The sequence below is a fragment of the Bacillus sp. GB_SG_008 genome (genome assembly GCF_052038115.1).
Lineage (GTDB): Bacteria > Bacillota > Bacilli > Bacillales > Bacillaceae_G > Bacillus_A > Bacillus_A rhizoplanae.
The window spans coordinates 695,877-719,856 of sequence record NZ_JBPZSK010000003.1; the positions used below are offsets into that span (position 1 = coordinate 695,877).

Below are 23,980 nucleotides of genomic sequence, written 5' to 3' on the forward strand. Positions count from 1 at the left end.
TTCTCAATCAGTTAAGGCATCTATAAAAATTCCACTATTCTCATTTAAAATAATATAAGGGGTCGACCGCATGTCCATCAAGCTAAGGTTTTGAAGTACCCCCTAAATGAAAGTTTTCTTTCTCTACAGTTCATTATTTTGAGAAGTCAGCTCATTTTTTCGTTTTGGAGGTATTTACTTTTCTTAAGTTGATGGGCATGTGACATATCATCTTCTCCGTTATCTTTTAGAACAAAAAGTTTATCGTTATACTGACTCAACATATACAAAATTTCAGCTCTACTCTCCCTTTCAAAGTCGTTCGTCCACTTAAACATCTTCAGAAACATTTTGAAAGTAGGTTTATAGTTCGCCTTTTCAAGTCTTAATAATTGCAAAATAAATCGTTTTGTTATTCTATATATCCTTTTCGAAAGCGCTACATCTAAAAATATGATCATATCTGCATGTTGAAAACTTTGAGATACCCATTTATGATGAGCGCCTTCAACAATCCAAGCATTTGAACTAACAATATGATGAAGTTGCTCATCCCTTTCTTCAGGCGTATTTCTTATATCTCCATTTTCAGTCCTTCTCCACACAACGTTATCTAGCTCGTAATATGGAATCTGTAACTCCGAAGATAACGTTCTTGCTAAAGTTGTTTTCCCGCTTCCAACAGAGCCTATGATATGAATTTTATTAGGAAGTTTCCGTTCCAATGCGACCACCGCTTTATGAATTTCTATATATACATTTTCTTTGCCTATCTACATCTTTTTTCCCATTCTCCAACAACGTTGATTGTAAGAATTACGCTCTTCCCCTATTATTTCGAGTCCTTGTTTTTCATAGAATTTAATAGCTCTCAAATTGGACTGTGCAACGCGGAGATGATATTCAAATAAATTACGCTTTTTAAACTGATCTTCAGCATATTGAAAAAGTTCATTACTATATCCCTTCCCGCGGCCCTCGGGAATTACATACACAAAACTTACATAGCCAATCTCTCGTCCTTCATAGCTATCGTACCTAAGAACTAATTCCCCAACTGCCTGTTGATCACCTTCCAATAGAACAAATCCTTCCGGAAAATTCACTTGCTTTTGCTTCGCATACTTTATATATTCACTCTCATTAAACCCAAGTTCTTCATCTGTATCTGTAAAAAATCTAATGATCGTCTGTTTATCCTTTTCTACATCAACAAGCCGGAACGTAAGCATTGGCATCATTTCCTTTCACTTCATACTTAATTTCATCGTACAATATCTTTTATTTCGATAAAATGATCCAAAACTTTATGATACATATAAGAGATACTTATCAATCTAACAACCTCTTATTCAATTATCCTGTTCCGTTAATTAAATGGCTCTGCTAAACTTAATTGTTGATTTTCTTATAAAAAAAACGAGAAGTAATGCTTGGCGTCAACCTATTACTTGTACCGAACTAGTTGATATTACTCATTATTGTTTCCAAATAATGAGTAATATGCGGTTAATTATGAATACTATTCCAAGAATAATAGCTAAGATTGGTTTATCAACAAAATACAGAGCGGATGAGGCAGCTCCGAAGATTACTAGTTCCAGAAGAAACCTGTACGGTTCTGGAAGTTTCAACGATGCTTTAGGTGCAATGAAAGCCCCCCATAATATCGCCAAAAGTAGTGGTGAGCCAATACCAAAAACAAATTTTGTATACACGCTTTTCCCAACTTGAAAGCCCCAATAACCTAGTGATGCAAGGGCACATAACTCTAGAAGAAAGCGAATAGCTAAATTTACAGATTTTATGAACATGAAAGAACACTCCTTTGAAAAACATGTCTTTTTGATATATCCCAGTTCTTCGGCAACAACGTTTTCTTTTGATTATAAAGTGAAACTTTATAGATTATGAGTTTTATTTTCTTTCCATTTCAATGTATATCTATCACACAAAAAAACGACCCGCATTGCAGGATCGTCAAAGTCTATTTTTCTTTCAGATGTTGTTGTAATTCGTCTATGACTTTTTGTAAAACAACGTGCTGTTCTCGTGCCATTACCAATTCTTCCTTTACTAAAGTCAATTCCTCCATCACTGTATCATGAGTCTCACTTATAATCTTTTCAACTTTTTGTAAAGCATCGTACTGTTCTCGTGCCAGCGCTAATTCTTCCTTTACTAAAGCTAATTCCTCCATCACCGTATCATGAGTCTCACCTATGACCTTTTCATCTTTTTCCCCGGCAATCCTTGCCACATATCCGATGACCGGTAAGGCAATGCCTTGAAAGATCGTCTGTACTACGTACTCTACCCATTCTACAAGAGTATTTGGATGCTGAAAGAAAAGCGGCACAATTACAAGCCCAAAAATAATATAAAAGCAAGCCATTGTAGAAAACCATAGGGCCAGTTTGTCACCAAGCCATGCATTAAAGCGTCTTATCATTTATCACTCCTTATCTAAAATAAAGTTGCTCTTTTGTACATTTGAATAAAAAAATTTGCGTTCTGTTCCATTTGTTTCGCTATTTAAATGAATTTATCCCGCACTAACGGGCAGTAAGACCCCCACCTCAAGATGCAGAGAAAACGAAGAAGCTATGTGGGGGATGAAGCCCCCACTGATGGAAGTTTCACTTTATATCAATCTTTTTTACGGTGTTCCAGCGACTTAATAAATAGAATGACAGCATTAATGAGAAGATATACAGCTGCAAATCCCCAAATGATTTGCTCAACAGGTGGAAACTTCGTCTTATAAATAAACGGTCGAACGCCCACATAAAAAAGAGCATGATATACGATTAACAAGTTCATCCACTTAAAGAATAATCTCCAATTTTTCACTGTGATTCCGGCTACAACAACAAGGATTGTAAAAAAAAAGAAGCTAAGTAGAAGTCCTGTTAAAAATCCTGTCGATTCATTAATCATTTCAATTATCAAAAAAATATCACATCCTTTCATGCATAATGTACTATCATACTATGCGCAAAAGGGACAAGCTGTTCGTACACGTGTACTTTGCAAAAAAATATCATATGTGATTCGTATATATGTCGATTTCGGCACCATTTTACTAAGAAATAAAAAAACCCGAATTGTGTACTTTTTAATGTTCACAATTCGGGTTTCAGTAAAAAAAACGTGTATATTTATTTTTACTAATTAGAGATGTTTCTTTACGCCAACGCACATGCATGTTCTTGCTGATCTACCGGAACAACCGCATCAGTTAATGCTGCGTCTAATTCAGCTGCATATTTCAGCTTCTCTTCCCCGCTCCAGTTTAATGTCGCTGCCATATAATTGATTACAGCATCTTTCCATTTATATACCCAGTGAATATTGAAGAAGACAGCTCCCATACGGCGTACGAAGAAATCAACTGGTTTTGTTGTCATTTCGAATTCCATTGCGTATACAAGTGGAAGAAGTACGTCAAGCGGCATATTATAGCGCTCTGCATCTCCTTTATATTCTTTCGCTAATTCAAAGAGAACATCGACGTTTGAACCGTAGAACTTCGCAAATTGTTCTGCTTGCTCTACTGTTAAACCGTATTTCTTTCCTTCCTGTGCTTTTTTCGCAATGAATGCTGGAAAATTTTTAGAACCGCCAACATGACCGCCAGAGATTGGCATATGCTTCGTTGAGCTTACAGGGTATGAACCGTGACCTTCTTTTTGCAGTAAAGATGCGACATAGTCGACAACCATCTCTGCCATTTTGCGGTATCCTGTTAATTTTCCGCCGGCAATTGTGATTAAACCAGATTCAGAAGTCCAAATTTCATCTTTACGAGAAATTTCAGATGCGCTCTTTCCTTCTTCATAAATTAATGGACGAACGCCTGCCCAGCTTGATTCGATATCCTTCTCTGTAATGTTTACAGTTGGGAACATGTAGTTAATCGCGTTAATAATATAAGTGCGATCTTCTGTTGTCATTTTTGGTACTGCTGCGTCTTTATCATAAAATGTATCTGTTGTACCTACGTATGTTTTACCCCCGCGTGGAATCGCAAATACCATACGTCCATCTGGCGTGTCAAAGTAAATTGCTTGCCCTAATGGGAAACGTTTTTGATCGATAACAAGGTGAACACCTTTTGATAACTGCAATACTTTCCCTTTTTTCGAATTATCTTTTTCACGAAGCGTGTCTACCCAAGGACCTGCTGCATTGACAATTTTTTTACCGTACACTTCATATACTTTTCCGTCTAATACATCGACTACACGTACGCCGCATACTTTTCCTTCTTTATATAAGAAGCCATCTACCTTCGCATAGTTCACTGCTTTCGCGCCGTGTTTAATCGCTTCTTTCATAACTTCAATTGTTAAACGCGCGTCATCTGTGCGATATTCTACGTAGTAACCGCCGCCTCTTAATCCATCTTGTTTCACAAGCGGCTCTCTCTTCATTGTTTCTTCGCGGCTAAACATTTTTCTGCGCTCACTTTTCTTAACGCCTGCCAAAAAGTCGTATACACGAAGACCGATTGATGTACTAAATGCACCGAACGTACCGCCTTTATGGAACGGAAGCAGCATCCACTCCGGTGTTGTTACGTGGGGACCGTTCTCATATACAATTGCACGTTCCTTCCCAACTTCAGCTACCATTTTCACTTCAAACTGTTTTAAATAACGTAAACCGCCATGAACAAGCTTTGTGGAACGACTTGATGTACCTGCTGCAAAGTCTTGCATTTCAAACACAACTGTTGATAACCCGCGTTTTGCTCCGTCTAATGCAATACCAGACCCTGTGATTCCTCCGCCGATAACAATAATGTCTAACTCTTGTTTATTTACTTCATTTAAAACATTTTGACGTTGTTTACTTGAGAATTTCATGGTAATTCCTCCCTTTGATTACGAAAAAAAGAGACCACAAACATCACTACAGAATTGCTTCTATAGCGTGTTGTGGTCTCTCCAAATCTCCTACCGAATTATTAACTTATCATCATAATAACACTGTTTATAATTATTTAAAAGCTTTCGTTGCTTCAATTGCTTTTTTCCAGCCAGCATATAGCTCTTCACTTGTACCCGCTTCCATTGCTGGTGCAAAGCTCTTATCCATATTCCACTGTGCTGCGATTTCCTCTTGACCTTTCCAATACCCAACTGCAAGACCCGCTAAGTATGCTGCTCCTAAAGCTGTTGTTTCGTTTACTTCTGGACGTTCTACCGGCACGCCTAAAATATCACCTTGGAACTGCATTAAGAAGTTATTTTTCACTGCGCCGCCATCTACGCGTAATGTTTTTAACTCAATACCAGAATCAGCTTCCATTGCGCATAATACATCTTTTGTTTGATATGCTAACGATTCAAGTGTTGCACGTACAAAATGTTCTTTCGTTGTACCACGCGTTAAACCGAATACAGCGCCGCGTACTTCACTATCCCAGTACGGCGTTCCAAGCCCAACAAATGCCGGTACAACATATACGCCGTCAGTTGATGCAACGCGAGTCGCATACACTTCACTTTCACTTGCATCCTTGAACATACGCAGTCCGTCGCGAAGCCACTGAATGGCAGAACCTGCTACGAAAATACTACCTTCTAATGCGTATTCTACTTTTCCGTTTAAGCCCCATGCAATTGTTGTTAATAAGCCATGCTCAGATGCTACTGCTTTTTCACCTGTGTTCATTAACATAAAGCAGCCTGTTCCGTACGTATTTTTCGCCATACCTTCACCGAAGCAAGCTTGGCCAAATAATGCAGCTTGTTGGTCACCTGCAATACCTGCAATCGGTACATTTTGACCGAAGAAATGATAATCAACTGTATGACCGTATACTTCAGAAGATGGACGTACTTCCGGAAGCATGCTTGCTGGTACTGTTAACATTTCAAGAAGCTCTTCATCCCATTTTAATTCATGAATGTTATACATTAATGTACGAGAGGCATTGGAATAATCTGTTACGTGAACGTTACCACCAGATAGTTTCCATACAAGCCACGTATCAATTGTTCCGAATAATAACTCACCGCGCTCTGCTTTCTCTCTTGCACCTTCTACGTTATCTAAAATCCATTTTACTTTTGTACCAGAGAAGTATGCGTCAATTAAAAGACCTGTTTTTTCACGAACCATATCGTTATAGCCTTTTTCTTTTAACTCGTCACAAATTTCAGCTGTTTGACGGGATTGCCATACGATTGCGTTGTATACAGGTTTTCCAGTTTCTTTTTCCCATACAACTGTTGTTTCACGTTGGTTTGTAATCCCGATACTCGCAATTTGCTCTGGTTTTACGTTTACTTCACTTAAACAACTTGCAATAACCGCTAAAATTGATCCCCAAATTTCTTGTGGATTATGCTCAACCCAACCTGGCTTTGGAAAATGTTGTGTAAATTCTTTTTGCGCAACATGTACAATTTTACCTTCTTTATTAAAAAGAATCGCACGTGAACTTGTTGTTCCTTGGTCTAATGAAAGAATAAACTTTTCCATATGTATTTCCCCCTTATGCTACTTTTCTACTATTTGTATTTTTTCCGCTCTGTTTACTTGTCATATAAGAGATTGCTAGAACAATCACTGTTACAATTACTACATAGATAAGTGCTGAGTTTTGTTTTCCCTCAAATACAACTTGATGGAATAATCCTGCTAATGATCCGCCTAAAATTGGTCCTACTACTGGAATCCATGCGTATTTCCAGTTCGATCCGCCTTTTCCCGGAATCGGTAAAAGAAAATGTGCAATACGAGGTCCTAAGTCACGTGCTGGATTGATTGCGTAACCAGTTGTTCCTCCTAATGATAAACCAATACTTACAATTAAGAAACCTACGACAAATGGATTTAAACCATCCGCAAATTTATTTGCTCCAATTGCTAAAATACCAAGTACTAAAATAAAAGTTCCAATAATTTCACTTAAAAGGTTTGCAAATGTATTTGGAATTGCCGGTCCTGTTGCAAATACGCCTAACTTTGTGCCTGCATCTTCTGTTTCTTTCCAATGTGGTAAGTAATGTAAATATACAATAACTGCCCCAATCATTGCCCCCAGCATTTGTGCTGCGATATAACCTGGTACGTCACTCCAAGGAAATGCTCCTTTAAACGCAAGTCCAATTGTTACCGCTGGATTTAAATGCGCTCCGCTAATTGATCCAACTGCATAAGCAGCTACTGAAACCGCTAAGCCCCATCCCATCGTAATAACGATCCATCCTGAATTTTGTGCAAACGATTTCTTTAAGCTGACACCAGCACAAACACCGCCGCCAAGAATGATTAGTATTGCTGTCCCTATTAACTCCCCTAAAAATGGTGACATATAACCCCTCCATAATCAAATTAAAACGCTTTCAGTGAAAGAGGAAAATTGAATGGCCATTCTTTTTTTCAAAAGAAAAAATCCACAAATACAAGTTTCTATAGAAACATAGAAACAATGAAATGTGGATCTCTTCTTTTCTCCGTCACGTTTATTAACTTGTTTATAATGTTAACCGCAAATGAAAGCGGTGTCAATTAAATTTTTTCACATTTTTGTCACTTTTTATGAAAGTGTTTCCATAACTCTTTTTTCGATGTTGTAATCGCTGTTGCACCAGCTTCTAAAGCTCTTTCCACATCATCAACTGTACGTATAAATCCACCTGCTAAAATAGATAATCCGGTCCGTTCTTTCATTTCTGCAATCACGTCCGTTAAAGCTCCCGGCAGCACTTCAATGTAATCCGGCTTTGTCTTTTCTAAAAGAGCACAACTTTTTTCCATTGCACTAGAGTCAATTAAGAAAACGCGTTGAATCGCAACGACACCTTTTTGCTTCGCTTTCATAATTACGCTAGATTTTGTAGATAGCACACCATATGGACGAAACTCCTGGCATACATATTCTGTTGCATACGCATCACTTTGCAAGCCATGAATTAAATCAACATGTAAAAAGACTTTCTTACCATGCTGCTTCGCTAACGCCACGACACTTTTCAACTGACCGACATGAATATCTAAAATTACAATATATTCATACGAACTATGTAACAACTTTTCTAAATCCTTAATTTGCCGAACAGCTGGTAATATTTTTTGTTCATGAAATTCCATTCAAAAATCCCCTTCTGTATATCTTTCTATCTCTTATAGTACACAAATTAAGGAAAAAGAAAAGATAGTCCACTGTCTTTTTACGTGTCCGCAAAAATATCGGCGTTATTTGCGATATATCGGCGGAAGTGGTGCATTTATCGGCGCTTCGACACAATATAAAGTGAAACTTCCATCAGTGACGCTTTTCTCACTGATGGTTAGTTGAACCAATCGGGCTTTTACGGGCAGTTTTCTTCCCCGCTCTTCTCCAGCCTATACTGCCCGTTAATGCGGGATAAAGACCTTCCGACGATGTTCGATATGCGAGTAGTCGGGCCACTAAAACTGGATAATATCAAAAAATAGAAAGAGCTGACCATTTATAGTCAGCTCTTTCTTATATAAATTATTGTTGGCAAGCAACCGTTGAAACTTGCCATTGTACACCGAATTTATCTTTCAATTGGCCGTATAATGGGCTCCAGAAAGTTTCTTGAAGCGGCATTACGACTTGACCGCCGTCTTGTAATTTTGCAAATACTTCTTTTGCTTTTTCTTCACCTTGTATATGAATTGCTATAGTCACTTGCGATCCAACAACTTCGTCCGGCTGACCTGGGAACGTATCAGAAATCATCAGATCCGTATTCCCAATTTTTAAATGTGCATGTAACACACGATCTTTTGCCTCAGCAGGAAGTGGGTATTCCGGATTTTCTGGCATTTCTCCAAACGTTTGAAGCATTTCAACCTTTGCATCCAATGCCTTTTCGTAAAACTTAACCGCTTCTTGTCCATTACCATTCGTCACTAAATACGGGTTAATACCTAAAATCATCACAAGCACCTCTTTCTAAAATATTTAGTAGTCATAAACATATGTAACCACAGAACAAAAACAGAACATATGTTTCTGTTTTATTTTATCATATATTACTTGTTTATGGAACTCTTTTACTTCATTTGTGCAATAAAAAAAATCGACACTTCCTATGAGGGATTTAGCCTTAACGCACAAAATTCGCAAAATGATTCTTGAAGTATGGCATCCTTTCGATTACACACGAAAGTGTTCTAAAGGGGGAAATGCATGAAATATAAATATAATGAAAAGGAGTGAGATGCTAATGGAAGCAAGCACCTTTTTAGGACTGTTTTGGGGATGGGTGACGGTTATCGTATCAGGAATACTTTTCATACGTCCATCAGTACTACGTGAGCTGAAAAAATTAGTAGTCGAAGACAGAGGGTTTGGGATTATGTATGGCTTTCTATCGATTTTTTTAGGGTTAGGCACTATTATCCTGCATAATGTATGGGCATTCAACTGGCAGGGATTCATCACACTCATTGGATGGCTCGCGCTATTAAAAGGAATTTACGTAATTGCATATCCTGAACCATCCAAGAAAACCGACTTCGAAGTACGGATACTATCTACGCGTATAACACTTGCTATCCTTGGTGCTTTGGCTCTATGGATGCTTATAGTAATCTATATGAAATAATCTGTAATTCGAAATAGGCCTCAGTAGATTCGTTAAAATCAGGGTAGTTGTAAATCTGCATTTCCTAACACTCCCCCGTTTAAAAGGAGATGAGTAAATGAAGCTGAATCATTTGAATTTATGTGTTGATGATTTATCGGCAGCGAGAGCTTTTTTTGAAACATTTTTTGATTTTCAATGTTTAGAAGAGAAAGGAAAAGCTCTTGTAGTCATGAGTGATAATGATGGATTTATTCTTGTATTAAGTGATCCAAAAGCGTTTAAAGGCGGAAAAGATGCGACATACCCAGAAGCTTTTCACATTGGTTTTTTAGTAGAAGAACCAAATGAAGTTGATCAAGTATATAATCGCTTAATAGAGGGCGGTATTGAAATAGATAAAGAACCTTATAAGATGAGAGGTAGTAGTTATGGCTTCTACTTTACAGTATTCAATGGATTGTTGATTGAGGTTTCTTGTCTTGATTATAAAGACGGTAAAAGAATCTCAAAACCTAATGTTACTAAAGATTCTAAACGTTAATGAACTACCGGATGCTTTATATGAAAAAAGGCTCTCTAAATTTGAAGAGCCTTTACTAGTTAATTATTATTTCTTTATCGTAATAGTAATTCAGCATTATACTTAAAAACTTTAAATACAGCCCTCAAAATTATTTTTCATTTAAAGATGAATTGCATAATAGGCAATTCATCACCTCTTCAAGTACTAAGTCAGGGGTTAATACTCCTTCTTCTGTACGCCAGCCAATACATCCATCTGGTCTTACGAGTACAGCCCCTTTAGGATTTATTCCATATAACATTCCAAAAATGTTGTCCTGATCAACAAAATCTCCTTTTGGACAAACACGGTACACATTAATGCTCGTTCCTAAATGGGAAGCAACAGTATGTGCCGCAGTTAAACCTGTCTGAGAATAAACTTATACTCGCTTAATTTTAATACATACAATATAGCAATCTCATAATTGACATTACGTTTTTCCTGCATCCTTGAATTTTCCATATCATTATTTGTCATTAAGATGATAGCATAGTTGAACAACGCCAGAGGAAAACCTTTTTGTATTAACCAGTTTTAGATTCAACCTCTGCTTTATGTCAATAAACAAGGGTTTTCCTTCTCCTAAAATAACAGGGTGAACAGATAATCTAAATTCATCAACAAGCCCTAAATTTATAAAAGTTGTAATAAGGCTCGCCCCGCCATAAAGCCAGATGTCTTTACCAGGCTTATTCTTTAATTTATTTACTTCTTCAAAAATATTATCATTTATTAATGTTACTTTATTATCAGTCCTTTTTTGTGTTCTAGAAAACACATATTTTTCTTTACTATGAACTAATTTCCAAATTTCTTTTTCGGTATCAGAATCTTCATTTTCTGGAGTATATTGTCCCCATAAATCATAGCTTCTTCTTCCGTATAAAATAGTATCAATATGATTTAAGAAATTAATGAACTCCATATCAGAGTCCATGATGCACCAGTCTACTTCCCCTTTTTGCCCTTCAATAAATCCATCTAAAGTAACTGCTAAATCTAAAATTATTCTTCTTGGTCTTTTGTTATTGGACATAGTTTTTCCTCCTTTTACTCCTAAAAAATTGTTTCTTCCACCAGACTTTTGTATATTTCTTCATATTTGTCGGTCGTATGCTTCAGCGTAAAGTTACTAAAGTTATTGAACTAATCTGCCGGTTAGTTCAATAAGAGCAGTTGATACTTTTCTCTTATCTCATTAAAAAATGTTTTAGACTATAGATAAAAGTATTAGATTATTAAAAAATAGTTGTAAACTGAAAAGATGTTTTCTGTGTAGCGTGAAATTTTTAAAAATCCCTTCAGGAGATCTGAAGGGATTTTTCCTATGTTTAATGATTATAATTTTTTTTGAAAACTCTATACTATATTTAAAAATATGCCCGTTCTGTAATTCCACAATCGTGCCATTTTATTAAATAAAAGCTTAAAAGAAAATTGGATATCTTTTTTACATTTTGAAGAGATTGTTAAAATTTCTATATAAAGGGTCCGTGTCAAGAAGTATTTTGACGATAATATGTTAGAATAGTTATTAGGAATGAGTCTAACTCATAAAAAAATGTGTAGGAACGAAAAGAGAACATAGTTTGAAATGGAGGAATTATATGAGTATAAGCAAAAAACGCAAGCCCAATAAACTAAAAATCGTTTTTCGAGTATTAATGATTATTATTGGGGCATTTATAACAGCATATGGACTAGAATCGGTATTAATCCCAAACAACGTTTCAGACGGTGGTGTGACGGGTTTAAGTATTGTTAGCTCACAACTACTTGGATTACCATTAGGACTTCTAATTGCAGTCATTAACATCCCTTTTGTTTGGTTGGGGTATAAGCAAATTGGTAAAAATTTTGCTATTTATTCGATTATCGGTATTGCTTCACTAGCAATCGGTACTATTCTTATGCACAACGTACGAACTATTATTCACGGTGATACATTGTTAGTTACCGTTGTTGGTGGGATTATCATCGGTTTTGGTATGGGGTTAGCATTGCGTAATGGCGGAGCTTTAGATGGAATTGATATGTTAGCCGTATTACTTTCTCGAAAATTACCTTTTGGGACAAGTGACCTCATCTTATTTTTAAACATGTTTATCTTTATTGTTGTCTCAACAGTATTTGGTCTTGAAGGGGCTATTCTTTCAGCAATTGCTTACTTTATTGCTTCTAAAGTAATTCACATCGTTGAAGTAGGTTTAAGTGGTTCTAAAACATTTAAAATTATCACAAAGGAACCTAAATTAATGGTAGAGACAATTCGAGAACGCTTAGGTCGAAGTGCAACTTATAATGAAGTTTACGGTGGTTATTCACATGAAAAATTTAAAGAAATCACTTGTGTCATTAACCGTTTAGAAGAAAGCAAAATGAAAGAAATCATACATGAAATTGATGAAAATGCCTTTGTTACGGTATATGACGTAGCAGAAGTAAAGGGCGGTAATTTCAGAAAACATGATATTCATTAATTATAACTTAGAAAGTTTTAATATAGTTTCACAAAAAATCACCTTTTAGTTAAACTAAAAGGTGATTTTTATACTGGATTTTTATCCCGCATTAACGGGCAGTAAGAGCTCGATTGGTTCAACTAACCATCAGTGGGGGATGAAAAAAATCGACATCTGTTTATGTAAACCGTCATTTTTTGATAGGTGCCTTTTTTGACAATACTTCAAATGCTAAGAATTGTGTTACCTGGCTAGAGTTGAAATTATTATCTGAGACTAGTACAAGACTGTCGTTCCCGTTTGCAAGTTTAGGGCCCCAAGAAATGCCTTCCATATTGTCAAGCTTAGATAAACCTAATGTGTTCAAATCAAGAATCAGACGCTTTTTAACAGGCTTAAATTTGCCTTCTTGTAACGAATCTATATGACTAATATCACTAGCTCCGTTAAGATCAATCTCATAAATACGAATATAGTTTTTAAAGGTTCCATCTGCACCTTGTACACCAGAACGTTCAACTGTTAATAACTCGTGGTTGTTTACCGCGAGAATCTCTGACACGCCATTATCTGCGTATTTGCCAGACGCTGGCGTTGCTGGAATTGGATCAACAGGGTATGCATACTGTCCTAGTACATTCCCTTTACGATCGTATTGAGTGATCCGTGAAAGTGCCCCGGAGTTTGGAGTAGGTATAGGCCCGTCCTGATATAATGGACCTTCCATTGCAACCCATAGCGACTTACCGTCGGGTGCAAACGTAGAACCTTCAAAACTCAGGTTATTACGTGCTCCAGTCTCTTGTGTTGGTGATACTTTAAATATTTCTGGCAAAGGCAATGTAGATAAGTATTGTCCATCACGAGTGGCATGTTTCACGAACGGATTTAAGCCAAGAGAACGATCACCCTCACTCGCATACCAAATACTCCCATCTAGAGGATCAATGTTTATGGATTCAAAATCGGGAACTTCTCCACCATGAGTGGTGTATTGTGTTTGATTGGGATAAACGCTTCCATCGGCTTGCTTTAAAAAATTCACTCCGGTCAATTGAATAGACTGAAAACCTTGAATATTATAGTTGAGCCTAGCATTATAAAAACGCGCAGGATTATAACTTGATCTGTCGTCGCTTATCATAACCCATGTGTTACTTTTAGAATCGTACCTAAGTCCTGAAAGACCACCCACAGTAGTTCCTTCAAAATTCTCATTGAACGGGATTTTTTTCTCTCCAATAAACCTTAGACTCTTAACAGAATGTTTTTCGTTTACGTTGTTTGCATCATCCTTTTTCTCGCTAGAATGGTCATCATTTTCCTGTGATACATTTTGCTCAGCAGCATGAATAGTAATAGGTGATAAAGCTAGACAAGCACTTAATGCAGCAACACTTAAAACGTTAAAATACTTAGGTAACTTAAATTTTTTCATAATACTCTCCCTCTTCCATGTTTATTTTTATACAGCCCCATTTCCTTCATACAAAATTACCCCTCTAAAATAACACCCAGATATGAATTTCCATTTAAGAGACTATTAAAAAAATGTAAAGCATTGTCAAAATTTTAAACAACTTAAATATAACGACTTTCTTTCAAAGCCCCACAACGAAAAAGGATGGCAACCTCTCGGCTGCTCATCCTCTAACATACAACTATTAAAGCAAAACAGAATCCTCATCCTTGTCTTGATGACGTCGCTCCCGTTCTTCTACTAAACGTCTCATCAATACACTTGTTAACGAAATAATTATCTTTAGCAAAATAGGTTAACTTTTTTCTATATTTAACATCTTAATAATTCTCACGGGGGGTGCTTGGTGACATCTTGTTTATGGTACACAGCTCCGTTTTACTAAAGATTAGCGTCCCTTTAAATATTATCCGTTATGATTGAGTAACAATTGGCTGTGTTTCTTTGACAGTGTCCACACTATTATTACTTGTCAATTTTAATGTAATTAATGTGAAAAGGCCGATTATTAGTAATCCTGATAAAATAAACATCCCAAGGGTAAATGCTACAGATCCAAGAATCATCGGTCCTACAAATCCGCCTAATGCCGCAAATGAATTGACTAAAGCAATACCCACAGGTGCAGTAGACTCGGTGAAGAAAAATGTCATGTAGGCAAAGAAACATCCAGTAAATCCATATAATCCGGCAGATGTAATTGTTAACATAAGTACCATCATAAAGACGCTTTCTGAAAAGCCACATCCGATAAAGCCCAATACTGAGATAATAAAGCAAACAATTAAATGTTGTTTGTACGCATTCGTTCGATCCGAATACCATCCGACAAATATAATAGCCGGAATACCTACTAATGAAGGAATCATGGCTAACCAGCCTATTTCTAAGTTGGTCGTGGCAATTTCTGATAAGGATTTAATGATGGTTGGCATCCAGAATGACAAGCCATAGATACCTGTATAAACAGCAAAATATAGCATAGATAACTTCCAAACCTTTGAATCCTTCAGCATGTCTAGTTTTGAGACTTTATTTACTTTTGAACTTGCTTGCCGTTCAGCACTCAATTCGCCCTCCAGCCAATCTCTTTCTTCCTTCGATAACCATTTTGCATTTGCAGGTCTATTTGTTAAGAAGAAAATAGTAAGAATACCTAAGATAATGGCCGGGATGCCCTCAAGGATAAACATCCATCTCCATCCTGACATATTGAGCCAAAATATGTTATCAATAATCCACGTTGACACTGGTGCGCCGATTAGGCCGCCTATCGGTAAAGCCAGCAGTAATGCAGCTGTTGCTCGTCCTCTTTCACGGGCTCTAAACCAATAAGTTAAATACAAAACAATTCCAGGAAAAAATCCGGCTTCAGCAATACCTAATAGAAAACGCAGGGTGTATAAATGTGTCGTCGTTTGTGCGAAACCAGTTAAGATTACTATAATTCCCCATGAAAGCATAATCCGGGCAATCCAAATGCGCGCCCCAACTTTATGCATAATCATGTTACTTGGGACTTCAAAAAAGAAATAGCCAATAAAGAAAATACCGGAAAGAAGACCAAAAACTTCAGCAGATAAAGCTAATTCTGCATTCATTTCTAAAGCAGCATAGCCTAAGTTTACCCGGTCTAAGTAAGCAACAACATATAGAATTAATATAGTTGGAAGAATGCGTTTCATCGTTTTACGGATTGTACTTTCTTCTATAGCCTTAATATTCTGATTCATCAAATCCCCCCCTATCTGTTTCATCAGCTTTGTACATTTTCTAAAATAATGGCAATGCCTTGTCCGCCGCCAATACAAAGCGAAGCTAATCCATATTTAACGTTTCTTTTCCTCATTTCAAGTGCTAAAGAATAGGTGATTCTAGCACCACTTGCGCCTACAGGATGTCCTAATGCAACAGCCCCTCCGTTCACATTCACCTTTTCCTTATCGACACCTAACTCTTTAATTACAGCAATAGATTGTGAAGCAAATGCCTCATTAAATTCGAACAAACCAATATCCTCTAAGCTTAAACCAGCCTTTTCTAATGCTTTTTTGCTTGCTGGTACGGGGCCAATACCCATAATGCTCGGGTCAACTCCTGCAACGCCCCATGTTACAATTTTCGCAAGTGGCTTTAAGTTATGTTCACTCACATACTCCTCAGATGCGACTAACACAGCAGCTGCACCATCATTAATGCCGCTCGCGTTCCCTGGTGTAACAGTCCCATCCTTTTTAAAAGCGGGCTTCAATTTCGCTAAACCTTCTACAGATGCACCTTCACGAATATGCTCATCCGTATCAAAAATGACTTCCTTGCCTTTTCTGCCTTTTAACTTAATCGGAACAATTTCCTCTGCAAAACGGCCGCTATCTCTTGCTGCAATGGCCTTTTCTTGTGATTCCACAGAAAACTGATCCTGCTCTTCTCGGGAAATTGAATATTTTTCAGCTAAGTTTTCAGCTGTCATCCCCATTCCACAGCCAACGTAGTTATCTGTTAATGTTTCCCATAACATATCATCAACTTTTGGTGCTTTATTTGGTGAGCCGAAGCGCGTGCCTCTTAATACATGCGGTGATAAGCTCATATTTTCGGTTCCTCCAGCGACAACTACTTTTGCATCTCCAGAAGCAATGGACTGTGCGGCAGATACGATAGACTGCATGCCCGAACCGCATAATCTATTAAGTGTAAGCGCAGATGATGACTCTGCCATGCCGCTTTTTAAACCGATATGTCTGGCTAAATAAGCAGAGTCGCTGTTTGTATGGATAATATTCCCAAATATGATTTCATCTACATTAGAAGCTTGAATTCCGCTTCTTTTCAATGCCTCTTCCGTTACTGCTACACCCAAATCGATGTCGGTCACATCTTTTAATGCCCCGCCAAAAGTACCAAAGGCTGTTCTTGCTCCGTCAACAATATAAGTTGCCATTCTTTTTCCTCCTCTTTTTTTATTACATGCCGCCTGCGACTTTAATATGTTCTCCTGTAATACCGCCTGCTGCACCTGTCACAATAACTGTTCTTTGCTTGTCCATGTGTTGCCCTTCATTCTTCACTTATTACTTACGAGTGTTAAATCATTCACATACTCTAAATCAAAACCAACCTTTTCACTTAATTCTTGTATTGAAATCTCTTCCATCATTTCTACAACTTTTACGCCTTTATCCGTAAATTTAAAAACAGCGTAATCGGAAACAAATAAATCTACTTTTCGAATTCCGCTAGTTTTATATGATAATTCTTTGACTAATTTAGACGTTCCATCCTTTGCAAACAAGGTAGCTGCGACAATAACCTTTTTTGCTCCTGTCACCAAATCCATCGCTCCACCAACGCCTAAAATCGGCTGATTCGGAACGGCCCAGTTGGCAATTTCACCATGAACATCCACCTGAAGTGTGCCTAAAACCGCTACGTCAATATGACCACCTCTAATCAAAGCAAAAGAATCAGCACTATTAAAAAATGATGCACCTTTCAAATAGGTAACCGGTTCTTTTCCTGCATTAATTAAATCAATATCTAAATTTTCCTCTGCAGGAGAAGGTCCCATACCTAACAATCCATTCTCAGATTGTAAATAAACCTCTTTATCACCTAAATAGGAAGCAACCAAAGTAGGAATTCCAACTCCTAAGTTAACAATCTGTCCATCTTCTAATTCTTCGGCAATTCTCTTAGCAATAATTTGTCTTTTATCTTGACTCAACATAATCACTCCCTATCTTTGAATATTTGCTTTGGATGACATAATCCACATACGCATGAGGCGTCACAACAAATTCTGGGTCCAGCTCACCAACTTCAACAATTTCATTAACTTCGGCAATGACTATTTTTCCAGCTGTAGCCATCATAGGGTTAAAGTTTCTAGCTGTCGTATGGTACACTAAATTTCCAATTCGATCTGCTTTATCCGCCTTTATAATAGCGACATCACCTTTAATAGCCTTTTCAAAAATGTATCTCTCTCCATCAATTTCTCTTTCCTCTTTGCCCTTGCTTAATTCAGTACCAACGGCGGTTCTTGTGTAAAAACCACCTATTCCGGCACCACCGCAGCGAATTGCTTCAGCTAATGTACCTTGAGGCAGCAAATCGATTTCAAGCTCGCCTTTAGACCAGGCTATTACCGCTTCTTTATTAATGGAAAAAAAGGAGCCAATTGCTTTTTTGATTTTTCCCTGCATGAATACTTTATGTAATCCTTGTCCAAGATCCCCTAAATTATTACTAACAATCGTTAAATCACGAATATCTGTTTCTAATAGTTCATCAATGATCGTTAAAGGTGTACCTGATAAGCCAAAGCCTCCTGTTAAAATTACATCACCACTCTTGAAATACTTTCTTATTTCACTAGACTCAATGACTTTATCCATTATTTCCCCTCCATTTCTTTATAAAGCGCTTTCTTTTTTGGTTAGAATAAAATAAAATTAGAAATCGTTGTGATAGTCGAAATCTATGAGGTAGACTTGAATAAAACATCAACTCGTTAACTAGACTGCAGTCTGTTTATAATTAGACCGTAGTCTGATTTTATAAAAATATAAATATTCTGTCAATTTATTTCCGGAGGATTTTTCATGCTAGAATCAAAAAAAAAGCAGCGCAGAGGAGAAGTAACACGCGATAAAATTTTAAAAACAGCTTTAAAACTTTTTAGCCAAAAGGGTTATGACAAAGTAACAGTCGACGAAATCGTGAAAAAAACCGGCACTTCAAAAGGTTCATTTTACCAACACTTTTCGGCTAAATCGGACATATTTTTAGAGAGATTCACAGAAGTCGACAATTATTATTTAGAAGTTTTCCATTCTTTCCCGAAAGATATGGACCCATTTGAAAAACTATTTATTTTCACTCAGAAATTATTGCGCTTTCTAGAAGAAGAAATGGGTAAAGATCTTATGAAAGTCATTTATAGTTCCGCTCTAAATTCAAAAGAACACACTTACTTTTTAAATTCAAACCGTTCACTCTTTCAAATCATCTTTACACTACTTGAAGAAGCTAAGGACCAAGGATCCATTGGCACTGACCAATGTGTGGAAGTCATTTCTACAATGGTCACACAAAGTCTAATGGGAATCATCTATCACTGGGGTATACACGACTCTGACCAAAGTCTAGAGTCATTATCAATACCGCTGATTAAAACAATCCTTGAGGGATTGAATATGAAGAACTAAAACAAATTTAGAGGCCATCCGCGAGAAGATCTTTGTAGAATTGGACTTATGATGGGTACACAATAAGAAGACCGTTCTCATGCGAGAACAGTTTTCTTATATATGGAGGAGCTATAGCAGCCCTTCCACTCGTAAGTTTATTAAGCATTATTTGGTTATATGTTCAAGGTGAAGCAAGCGAAAGTTTGAGTAAATTTGCTCTTGGTGTTCTTTGGGGATTTCCAGCTACTGCGGTTTTATTACTTATCGTTTATCTATTATTAAAGAATACAATAAACCTATATGCATGTATTTTTGTTGGCATAAGTGGCTGGATATTTTTTTAATCATTAAACAGAACCTAATTAATTTTGTAAAAACAAATTTTCTTAAATGATAGAAGTCTTAAACCACACCTATTGAATTAATAGAGGTTATTCCAGAAAAGGGCGCGATTGTACAATAACAATTAGATTTAAACGACTTTATTGTTGTATTTTTAAGTGCAGTGAAGTAGTCTTCCCCGCTCCATTTGGTCCAACTACTCCGTAAAATGATCCACTTGGTACTATTAAGTCAATATGATTGACTGCAATAGACTCGCCGAATCGTTTATACAGATTAAGAAGCTGTAGCGCTGGAGAGGATTCATCAAATGTGGCTTCCAATGATATTGATTTAGAGCTTTTCATAACCATAGTTCCTCCTTCAGGATTTTATCCCGCATTAACAGGCATCAGAATTGTAAAAATCGCGGATATACCATAAAAAAAGGATGGCAACCGTTCATTCGGCTACTCATCCTCTAACATACAACTATTAAAGCAAAACGGAATCCTCATCCTTATCCTGATGACGTCTTTCCCGTTCTTCTGCTAGGCGTCTCATATATATTTCGCCTTCTTTTTCAATAAACTCATTATCAATTTCTTGCTCTTTTTTCGACGTGTATAAGACCATATAACCGCTCACAATAATCCCAATAATAATGAGATAAATCCACCATGGTAAAGTTTCCATTCAAATTCCTTCCTTTCATAAGACAAGCTTTGTTAGTTTCACTGTATGAATGAAAGGAAGGTTTTATGACTCTTTTATTTTGAAAGGACCTTCAACTTATCGATGAACCCAAACTGCCCCTGCTGACTTATCATCAGCTTGACCTACTACTTCAATTTTAATTCCAAGATTCGGAAGTTTTCGTCCTGCATCTGGAATTACGCTGTTCATATATGATTTAGAATCATTAAATTTAGACACACCTGGTAATCCTTTATAATCAAAGATTCCGCGCGTCGGTGAATTTACTTTCCATGCTGGCGTTTGATCAAACGAGAACGCAGCATCTGCAATTTGATAACGAGTACTATTTTTCACACTTGGCTGTCCATTTAATGTTCCAATAATCGCTTCCGGATGAGAATCCACTACTCCAAGGAATCCTTCGCCTGGATGCACGCCAACCCAGTTATCTGTAAAGCTTTGATCTGCATACCATACAACAAGTCCTGTATTGTAAACTGGACCGCGTCCATATTGCAGCGCTTCGTCAGAACCTGCATAGTTTCTCCACTCTAAATAATAATTATTTTTCTTCTGCTCAAATCCATCAGAAACAGTAAATCCTTTTACAGTAAAGCTTGGTTGTCCTTCTGCATCATCAGAGAAAACAACTTTATTATCTACCGTTAAAGTAGCATTATCAAGCGCAAATCCTCTGTAAGCTACAGCAACATCTGTTAAATATTCAAATTGCAGTTTTACTTTCTTCCCTTTGAATTGACTTAAATCATAAGACTTGTCAATCCACGTATCATTCGTTGTATCCATGCCATTCTTTACGTCTTTGTCACCCATTCTATCAATCTTTGTTTTCGTTCCATCTTCCGCAATAGCGTATACGTCAAGGAAATCATATTTTGCTTCCAATTCATAGAATGCTTTATAATCAAATTTCGCATTCGTTACATTTGTTAAATCGAATAATGGCGTCTCTAAAGTTGTATGTATATCATTTCCTTTTGTACTATAATAAAATTTCTTTCCAAAGCCAGGTTCAATATTTTTCAAATTTTTATCCGGTAAATTTACACGAATAATTCCTGGACGTTTTGATTTTGTAACACTTTGATCTAAATACGTCGAAAAGCCGATACCTGTGCTAAGTTTATCATAGTTTACCTCTACAATATTCGCCCAGTTCCCTTTCATATTCTTTTGGAAGAACTCTTTGTTTTGCGGAGAGAAACTTGTTGGTTCTGTTCCTGCAATTCTTCCAGCCCAGCTGCCGCCGCTCATAATAGACCAAGCTTCAATTGGCTCACCTTGTCCTGAATACTTTGTATCATACTCATCAGGTAAACCTAAGTCATGACCAAATTCATGAGCAAATACACCAACTGCACCGTCTTCAGGCTCGATTGTGTAATCGTATGCAGCCATCTTTCCGCCCCAGTTTGGAACAGATGCTGTTGTGCCATCGATTGCGTAAGGTTTTCCACCAAGTTTTGAACGGTGAGACCAAATCGCATCATCCTTTAATTTTCCGCCGCCAGCTTCTTGGCCAACACCAGCGTGAACGACCATTAAATGATCAATAATTCCATCTGGTTCATTTTTATTACCATCACCGTTGTAATCATACTGATCGTATTGATCAAAATCAGCTAAATTAATTCCTTTTGCTACCGCTGCTTTTAACGCGTCTTTTACTAAGTCACGCGGTCCTAAAGGTGCTTTATTATCATGACCACTTCCTGCATCATCACCGTAATCAGAAGCTTTACCTGGAACAGTCAACCATTCTGTTACAGTTCCATCAACTGTATAACTGCCGCCTGATTGCTCTTCATAATATTGCTTAAATGTTTTAATTTTTGAACCGTTGAATAGTGTAAACTGTTCATCTCCAAACAGCATATTTTGATAATGATCACGATTAAAATCATTCGCATACATATATCCTGGTTCTTGATCAATATTGTTATGTTTAAAATCGCTATACTCTACAAGTAACACAAGAACTTTATCTTTACGAACAGGCCCGTTATATTGCGCTTGCTGCGCCGAAGACGTCGGAACTTTACCATTTCCATGTATCTTTCCATTTAACCCAGGTACTTGCCCAGCTAATGGACCATTCTTTGACTGATGCTGGTTCTCTTTCTCTTCCATTTTCGCATCTTTTACTTTTTTCATAAAATCAGTAGCTTCCTGAGTAAGGCTGTCTTCTGGCGTTGTTTCCTTTCCAGGATTTTCGCCTTTTTTCTTCTCTACATATTTTTCTACAGCCTTCGACGTTTCTGCTTGTGATGCAGATGGATCGATAACCCCGCGCTCCTTCAACGCATTTGCCAAACGTTCCTCCGGTATTAAATGCTCATCTATGAAACTAGATGGCTCTGATGATGATTCAGCATAAGCAGCATGACCACCGAAGGCAAACATAGAACTTAGCATAGCCCCTGTTGCCAACACTGAAAAAGTTTTTAATTTTCTGTTCTTTTTCAATGCAATCCCCCCCCTATTGTGTATAAGTTGTCGACTTTTTTGTCGATATTTATATATTATTATCGATTGATTTAATTTTCAATATTTTTGTAATATACAGACTATTTAATGTAATTTATTTTATTATAATAATTTTTCTGCAGTAGAGCTGATCATTTTTTTGTTCTACTTCACTTCAATAATCATAAAAAAAAGATTCTACCACGATAGTAGAATCTTTTTTGCAATCTTTTTTAGTTATGGAAAGTCGGTTTATAAAACGAACGATTATCAAGCGCAAAGACACGCTCTGTATATTCACCTGGTTTTGTGCGGCTTAACGCACGATCCATCATGTTCATCTTCGCATCTAAGTTATCAATATAATGGAGAATTTCTGCTTCTTTTACAAGCGGTGGCTTCGGACTGCCCCATTCCGCTTTGCCGTGATGCGATAAGACGATGTGCTGAAGAATCAATATTTCTTCTGCTTCAATTTGCAGCTCGTCTGCTGCTTTGCCAATCTCATTTACCATAATCGAAATGTGGCCAAGCAAGTTCCCTTCTAACGTATATGTTGTTGAAATTGGACCTGATAATTCAATTACTTTACCAAGGTCATGTAAAATAACGCCTGCATACAATAAATCTTTATCAAGGGACGGATATAACGTTGCAATTGCTTTTGCTAAGTCAAGCATTGATACAACATGATACGCTAGTCCCGATACAAACTCATGATGATTTTTCGTTGCTGCTGGATAATCTAAAAATTGACTTTGATACTTATTCAGCAAATGTCTCGTAATGCGCTGAATATTAGAGTTGCTCATTTCAAATATGTACTGTGTAATTTTCTCGACCATATCTTCTTTTTTAAGTGGCGCCTTTTCCACAAAGTCTGAGATATCTGTTACTTCATTCGAATTTGCTACTCGAATTTGTTTTACACGAAGCTGAATGCGGCCTTTATAATTTTGAATATCGCCCGCTACTTTTACGATTGTTTCCGCTACATATTGCTGCTCTACTTCAGGTGACACATCCCATAGCTTTGCTTCGATATCTCCGCTTTGATCTTGCAAAATAACTGTTAAAAATGGTTTTCCGTTACTTGCAATCCCTTTTGTTGCCGACTTAATCATTAAAAATAACTCGACTTGCTCACCAACTTCATACTGTGCAATTTTCTTTTTCATATTCTTTCCTCCACCGTCATCGATATTGTTAGTATA

At 37.0% G+C, this 23,980-nt stretch carries 26 protein-coding genes; 5 read left to right on the forward strand and 21 right to left on the reverse strand.

The genetic code is table 11. From position 1 onward, the window contains the following. Window positions 1-146: 146 nt before the first annotated feature. The 10 genes from ACTDJC_RS11215 to ACTDJC_RS11260 all read right to left on the reverse strand — a co-directional run bounded on the left by ACTDJC_RS11215 (window position 147) and on the right by ACTDJC_RS11260 (window position 8,908). Complete coding sequence (locus ACTDJC_RS11215) at window positions 147-704, reverse strand: AAA family ATPase (RefSeq protein ID WP_440603416.1); 558 nt, start codon at window positions 702-704, stop codon at window positions 147-149. 48 nt (window positions 705-752) lie between these two features. Beyond that, window positions 753-1,220: a GNAT family N-acetyltransferase gene (locus ACTDJC_RS11220; RefSeq protein WP_440603417.1), complete on the reverse strand. Its 468-nt coding sequence runs from the start codon at window positions 1,218-1,220 to the stop codon at window positions 753-755. Window positions 1,221-1,457: 237 nt separating this feature from the next. Beyond that, complete coding sequence (locus ACTDJC_RS11225) at window positions 1,458-1,793, reverse strand: YrdB family protein (protein ID WP_440603418.1); 336 nt, start codon at window positions 1,791-1,793, stop codon at window positions 1,458-1,460. A gap of 173 nt (window positions 1,794-1,966) precedes the next feature. Next, entirely contained in the window at window positions 1,967-2,431 is a 465-nt protein-coding gene (locus ACTDJC_RS11230; RefSeq protein ID WP_440603419.1) for a hypothetical protein, read from the reverse strand. Window positions 2,432-2,628: 197 nt separating this feature from the next. Then, window positions 2,629-2,931 (reverse strand): hypothetical protein, encoded by a 303-nt coding sequence (locus ACTDJC_RS11235; protein ID WP_440603420.1) that lies wholly within the window; start codon window positions 2,929-2,931, stop codon window positions 2,629-2,631. A gap of 236 nt (window positions 2,932-3,167) precedes the next feature. Further along, on the reverse strand, window positions 3,168-4,850 hold the full coding sequence (locus tag ACTDJC_RS11240) for a glycerol-3-phosphate dehydrogenase/oxidase (RefSeq protein ID WP_440603421.1): 1,683 nt from the start codon (window positions 4,848-4,850) through the stop codon (window positions 3,168-3,170). Between the two features lie 133 nt (window positions 4,851-4,983). Beyond that, window positions 4,984-6,474 carry a glycerol kinase GlpK gene (gene glpK, locus ACTDJC_RS11245; protein ID WP_440603422.1) on the reverse strand — a complete coding sequence of 497 codons (1,491 nt, stop codon included), beginning with the start codon at window positions 6,472-6,474 and terminating at the stop codon, window positions 4,984-4,986. Window positions 6,475-6,487: 13 nt separating this feature from the next. After that, window positions 6,488-7,309, reverse strand: a complete 822-nt coding sequence (locus tag ACTDJC_RS11250; protein ID WP_440603423.1) for an MIP/aquaporin family protein — start codon at window positions 7,307-7,309, stop codon at window positions 6,488-6,490. 218 nt (window positions 7,310-7,527) lie between these two features. Continuing rightward, window positions 7,528-8,088 carry a glycerol-3-phosphate responsive antiterminator gene (locus ACTDJC_RS11255; RefSeq protein WP_098305945.1) on the reverse strand — a complete coding sequence of 187 codons (561 nt, stop codon included), beginning with the start codon at window positions 8,086-8,088 and terminating at the stop codon, window positions 7,528-7,530. Window positions 8,089-8,476: 388 nt separating this feature from the next. Next, entirely contained in the window at window positions 8,477-8,908 is a 432-nt protein-coding gene (locus ACTDJC_RS11260) for a VOC family protein (RefSeq protein WP_098305943.1), read from the reverse strand. Between the two features lie 289 nt (window positions 8,909-9,197). On the opposite strand from ACTDJC_RS11260, the gene ACTDJC_RS11265 reads away from it, so the two are divergent. Both ACTDJC_RS11265 and ACTDJC_RS11270 read left to right on the forward strand, forming a co-directional pair. Next, entirely contained in the window at window positions 9,198-9,578 is a 381-nt protein-coding gene (locus ACTDJC_RS11265; RefSeq protein WP_098305941.1) for a hypothetical protein, read from the forward strand. A gap of 97 nt (window positions 9,579-9,675) precedes the next feature. Then, entirely contained in the window at window positions 9,676-10,101 is a 426-nt protein-coding gene (locus tag ACTDJC_RS11270; RefSeq protein ID WP_429720009.1) for a VOC family protein, read from the forward strand. Between the two features lie 130 nt (window positions 10,102-10,231). On the opposite strand, the gene ACTDJC_RS11275 is transcribed toward ACTDJC_RS11270, so the two are convergent. Both ACTDJC_RS11275 and ACTDJC_RS11280 read right to left on the reverse strand, forming a co-directional pair. After that, entirely contained in the window at window positions 10,232-10,438 is a 207-nt protein-coding gene (locus tag ACTDJC_RS11275; protein ID WP_429718090.1) for a hypothetical protein, read from the reverse strand. 153 nt (window positions 10,439-10,591) lie between these two features. Next, complete coding sequence (locus ACTDJC_RS11280; protein WP_440603424.1) at window positions 10,592-11,161, reverse strand: dihydrofolate reductase family protein; 570 nt, start codon at window positions 11,159-11,161, stop codon at window positions 10,592-10,594. 571 nt (window positions 11,162-11,732) lie between these two features. Here ACTDJC_RS11280 and ACTDJC_RS11285 point away from each other — a divergent pair. After that, on the forward strand, window positions 11,733-12,605 hold the full coding sequence (locus ACTDJC_RS11285) for a YitT family protein (protein ID WP_440603425.1): 873 nt from the start codon (window positions 11,733-11,735) through the stop codon (window positions 12,603-12,605). Window positions 12,606-12,777: 172 nt separating this feature from the next. Here the strand turns inward: ACTDJC_RS11285 and ACTDJC_RS11290 are convergent, their stop codons facing one another. The 5 genes from ACTDJC_RS11290 to ACTDJC_RS11310 all read right to left on the reverse strand — a co-directional run bounded on the left by ACTDJC_RS11290 (window position 12,778) and on the right by ACTDJC_RS11310 (window position 18,464). Next, window positions 12,778-14,025 (reverse strand): esterase-like activity of phytase family protein, encoded by a 1,248-nt coding sequence (locus ACTDJC_RS11290; protein ID WP_440603426.1) that lies wholly within the window; start codon window positions 14,023-14,025, stop codon window positions 12,778-12,780. A gap of 455 nt (window positions 14,026-14,480) precedes the next feature. Next, window positions 14,481-15,800 carry an MFS transporter gene (locus ACTDJC_RS11295; RefSeq protein WP_440603427.1) on the reverse strand — a complete coding sequence of 440 codons (1,320 nt, stop codon included), beginning with the start codon at window positions 15,798-15,800 and terminating at the stop codon, window positions 14,481-14,483. 23 nt (window positions 15,801-15,823) lie between these two features. Then, the gene (locus tag ACTDJC_RS11300) at window positions 15,824-17,008 is read right to left on the reverse strand and encodes an acetyl-CoA C-acetyltransferase (RefSeq protein ID WP_440603428.1); all 1,185 of its coding nucleotides are present in this window, start codon (window positions 17,006-17,008) and stop codon (window positions 15,824-15,826) included. A gap of 123 nt (window positions 17,009-17,131) precedes the next feature. Beyond that, entirely contained in the window at window positions 17,132-17,794 is a 663-nt protein-coding gene (locus ACTDJC_RS11305) for a 3-oxoacid CoA-transferase subunit B (RefSeq protein ID WP_098305926.1), read from the reverse strand. Further along, on the reverse strand, window positions 17,778-18,464 hold the full coding sequence (locus ACTDJC_RS11310) for a CoA transferase subunit A (RefSeq protein WP_098305924.1): 687 nt from the start codon (window positions 18,462-18,464) through the stop codon (window positions 17,778-17,780). The genes ACTDJC_RS11305 and ACTDJC_RS11310 overlap by 17 nt, the downstream gene beginning before the upstream one ends. A gap of 207 nt (window positions 18,465-18,671) precedes the next feature. Between ACTDJC_RS11310 and ACTDJC_RS11315 the strand changes: the two genes are divergently transcribed. Continuing rightward, complete coding sequence (locus ACTDJC_RS11315; RefSeq protein WP_098305922.1) at window positions 18,672-19,277, forward strand: TetR/AcrR family transcriptional regulator; 606 nt, start codon at window positions 18,672-18,674, stop codon at window positions 19,275-19,277. Window positions 19,278-19,426: 149 nt separating this feature from the next. Further along, window positions 19,427-19,603, forward strand: a complete 177-nt coding sequence (locus tag ACTDJC_RS11320; RefSeq protein WP_440603475.1) for a hypothetical protein — start codon at window positions 19,427-19,429, stop codon at window positions 19,601-19,603. Window positions 19,604-19,741: 138 nt separating this feature from the next. Here the strand turns inward: ACTDJC_RS11320 and ACTDJC_RS11325 are convergent, their stop codons facing one another. The 4 genes from ACTDJC_RS11325 to yhaM form a co-directional block, all read right to left on the reverse strand. Further along, complete coding sequence (locus tag ACTDJC_RS11325) at window positions 19,742-19,948, reverse strand: hypothetical protein (RefSeq protein ID WP_440603429.1); 207 nt, start codon at window positions 19,946-19,948, stop codon at window positions 19,742-19,744. A 127-nt stretch (window positions 19,949-20,075) separates the two neighbouring features. Then, window positions 20,076-20,276, reverse strand: a complete 201-nt coding sequence (locus tag ACTDJC_RS11330; protein WP_098305920.1) for a sporulation YhaL family protein — start codon at window positions 20,274-20,276, stop codon at window positions 20,076-20,078. A gap of 96 nt (window positions 20,277-20,372) precedes the next feature. Next, on the reverse strand, window positions 20,373-22,766 hold the full coding sequence (locus ACTDJC_RS11335) for an immune inhibitor A domain-containing protein (protein ID WP_440603430.1): 2,394 nt from the start codon (window positions 22,764-22,766) through the stop codon (window positions 20,373-20,375). Window positions 22,767-22,999: 233 nt separating this feature from the next. Next, the gene (gene yhaM / locus ACTDJC_RS11340) at window positions 23,000-23,944 is read right to left on the reverse strand and encodes a 3'-5' exoribonuclease YhaM (RefSeq protein WP_440603431.1); all 945 of its coding nucleotides are present in this window, start codon (window positions 23,942-23,944) and stop codon (window positions 23,000-23,002) included. Window positions 23,945-23,980 lie beyond the last annotated feature (36 nt).

Bases quoted from the DNA above. Each gene is read 5' to 3' on its own strand.
- ACTDJC_RS11315 (WP_098305922.1), top strand. From the start codon at position 18,672: ATGCTAGAATCAAAAAAAAAGCAGCGCAGAGGAGAAGTAACACGCGAT.
- ACTDJC_RS11240 (WP_440603421.1), bottom strand. From the start codon at position 4,850: ATGAAATTCTCAAGTAAACAACGTCAAAATGTTTTAAATGAAGTAAAT.
- ACTDJC_RS11280 (WP_440603424.1), bottom strand. From the start codon at position 11,161: ATGTCCAATAACAAAAGACCAAGAAGAATAATTTTAGATTTAGCAGTT.
- ACTDJC_RS11330 (WP_098305920.1), bottom strand. From the start codon at position 20,276: ATGGAAACTTTACCATGGTGGATTTATCTCATTATTATTGGGATTATT.
- ACTDJC_RS11260 (WP_098305943.1), bottom strand. From the start codon at position 8,908: ATGATTTTAGGTATTAACCCGTATTTAGTGACGAATGGTAATGGACAA.
- ACTDJC_RS11310 (WP_098305924.1), bottom strand. From the start codon at position 18,464: ATGGATAAAGTCATTGAGTCTAGTGAAATAAGAAAGTATTTCAAGAGT.
- ACTDJC_RS11285 (WP_440603425.1), top strand. From the start codon at position 11,733: ATGAGTATAAGCAAAAAACGCAAGCCCAATAAACTAAAAATCGTTTTT.
- ACTDJC_RS11295 (WP_440603427.1), bottom strand. From the start codon at position 15,800: ATGAATCAGAATATTAAGGCTATAGAAGAAAGTACAATCCGTAAAACG.
- ACTDJC_RS11250 (WP_440603423.1), bottom strand. From the start codon at position 7,309: ATGTCACCATTTTTAGGGGAGTTAATAGGGACAGCAATACTAATCATT.
- ACTDJC_RS11230 (WP_440603419.1), bottom strand. From the start codon at position 2,431: ATGATAAGACGCTTTAATGCATGGCTTGGTGACAAACTGGCCCTATGG.
- ACTDJC_RS11265 (WP_098305941.1), top strand. From the start codon at position 9,198: ATGGAAGCAAGCACCTTTTTAGGACTGTTTTGGGGATGGGTGACGGTT.
- yhaM (WP_440603431.1), bottom strand. From the start codon at position 23,944: ATGAAAAAGAAAATTGCACAGTATGAAGTTGGTGAGCAAGTCGAGTTA.
- ACTDJC_RS11225 (WP_440603418.1), bottom strand. From the start codon at position 1,793: ATGTTCATAAAATCTGTAAATTTAGCTATTCGCTTTCTTCTAGAGTTA.
- ACTDJC_RS11220 (WP_440603417.1), bottom strand. From the start codon at position 1,220: ATGATGCCAATGCTTACGTTCCGGCTTGTTGATGTAGAAAAGGATAAA.
- ACTDJC_RS11300 (WP_440603428.1), bottom strand. From the start codon at position 17,008: ATGGCAACTTATATTGTTGACGGAGCAAGAACAGCCTTTGGTACTTTT.
- ACTDJC_RS11255 (WP_098305945.1), bottom strand. From the start codon at position 8,088: ATGGAATTTCATGAACAAAAAATATTACCAGCTGTTCGGCAAATTAAG.
- glpK (WP_440603422.1), bottom strand. From the start codon at position 6,474: ATGGAAAAGTTTATTCTTTCATTAGACCAAGGAACAACAAGTTCACGT.
- ACTDJC_RS11270 (WP_429720009.1), top strand. From the start codon at position 9,676: ATGAAGCTGAATCATTTGAATTTATGTGTTGATGATTTATCGGCAGCG.
- ACTDJC_RS11325 (WP_440603429.1), bottom strand. From the start codon at position 19,948: ATGAAAAGCTCTAAATCAATATCATTGGAAGCCACATTTGATGAATCC.
- ACTDJC_RS11305 (WP_098305926.1), bottom strand. From the start codon at position 17,794: ATGTTGAGTCAAGATAAAAGACAAATTATTGCTAAGAGAATTGCCGAA.
- ACTDJC_RS11290 (WP_440603426.1), bottom strand. From the start codon at position 14,025: ATGAAAAAATTTAAGTTACCTAAGTATTTTAACGTTTTAAGTGTTGCT.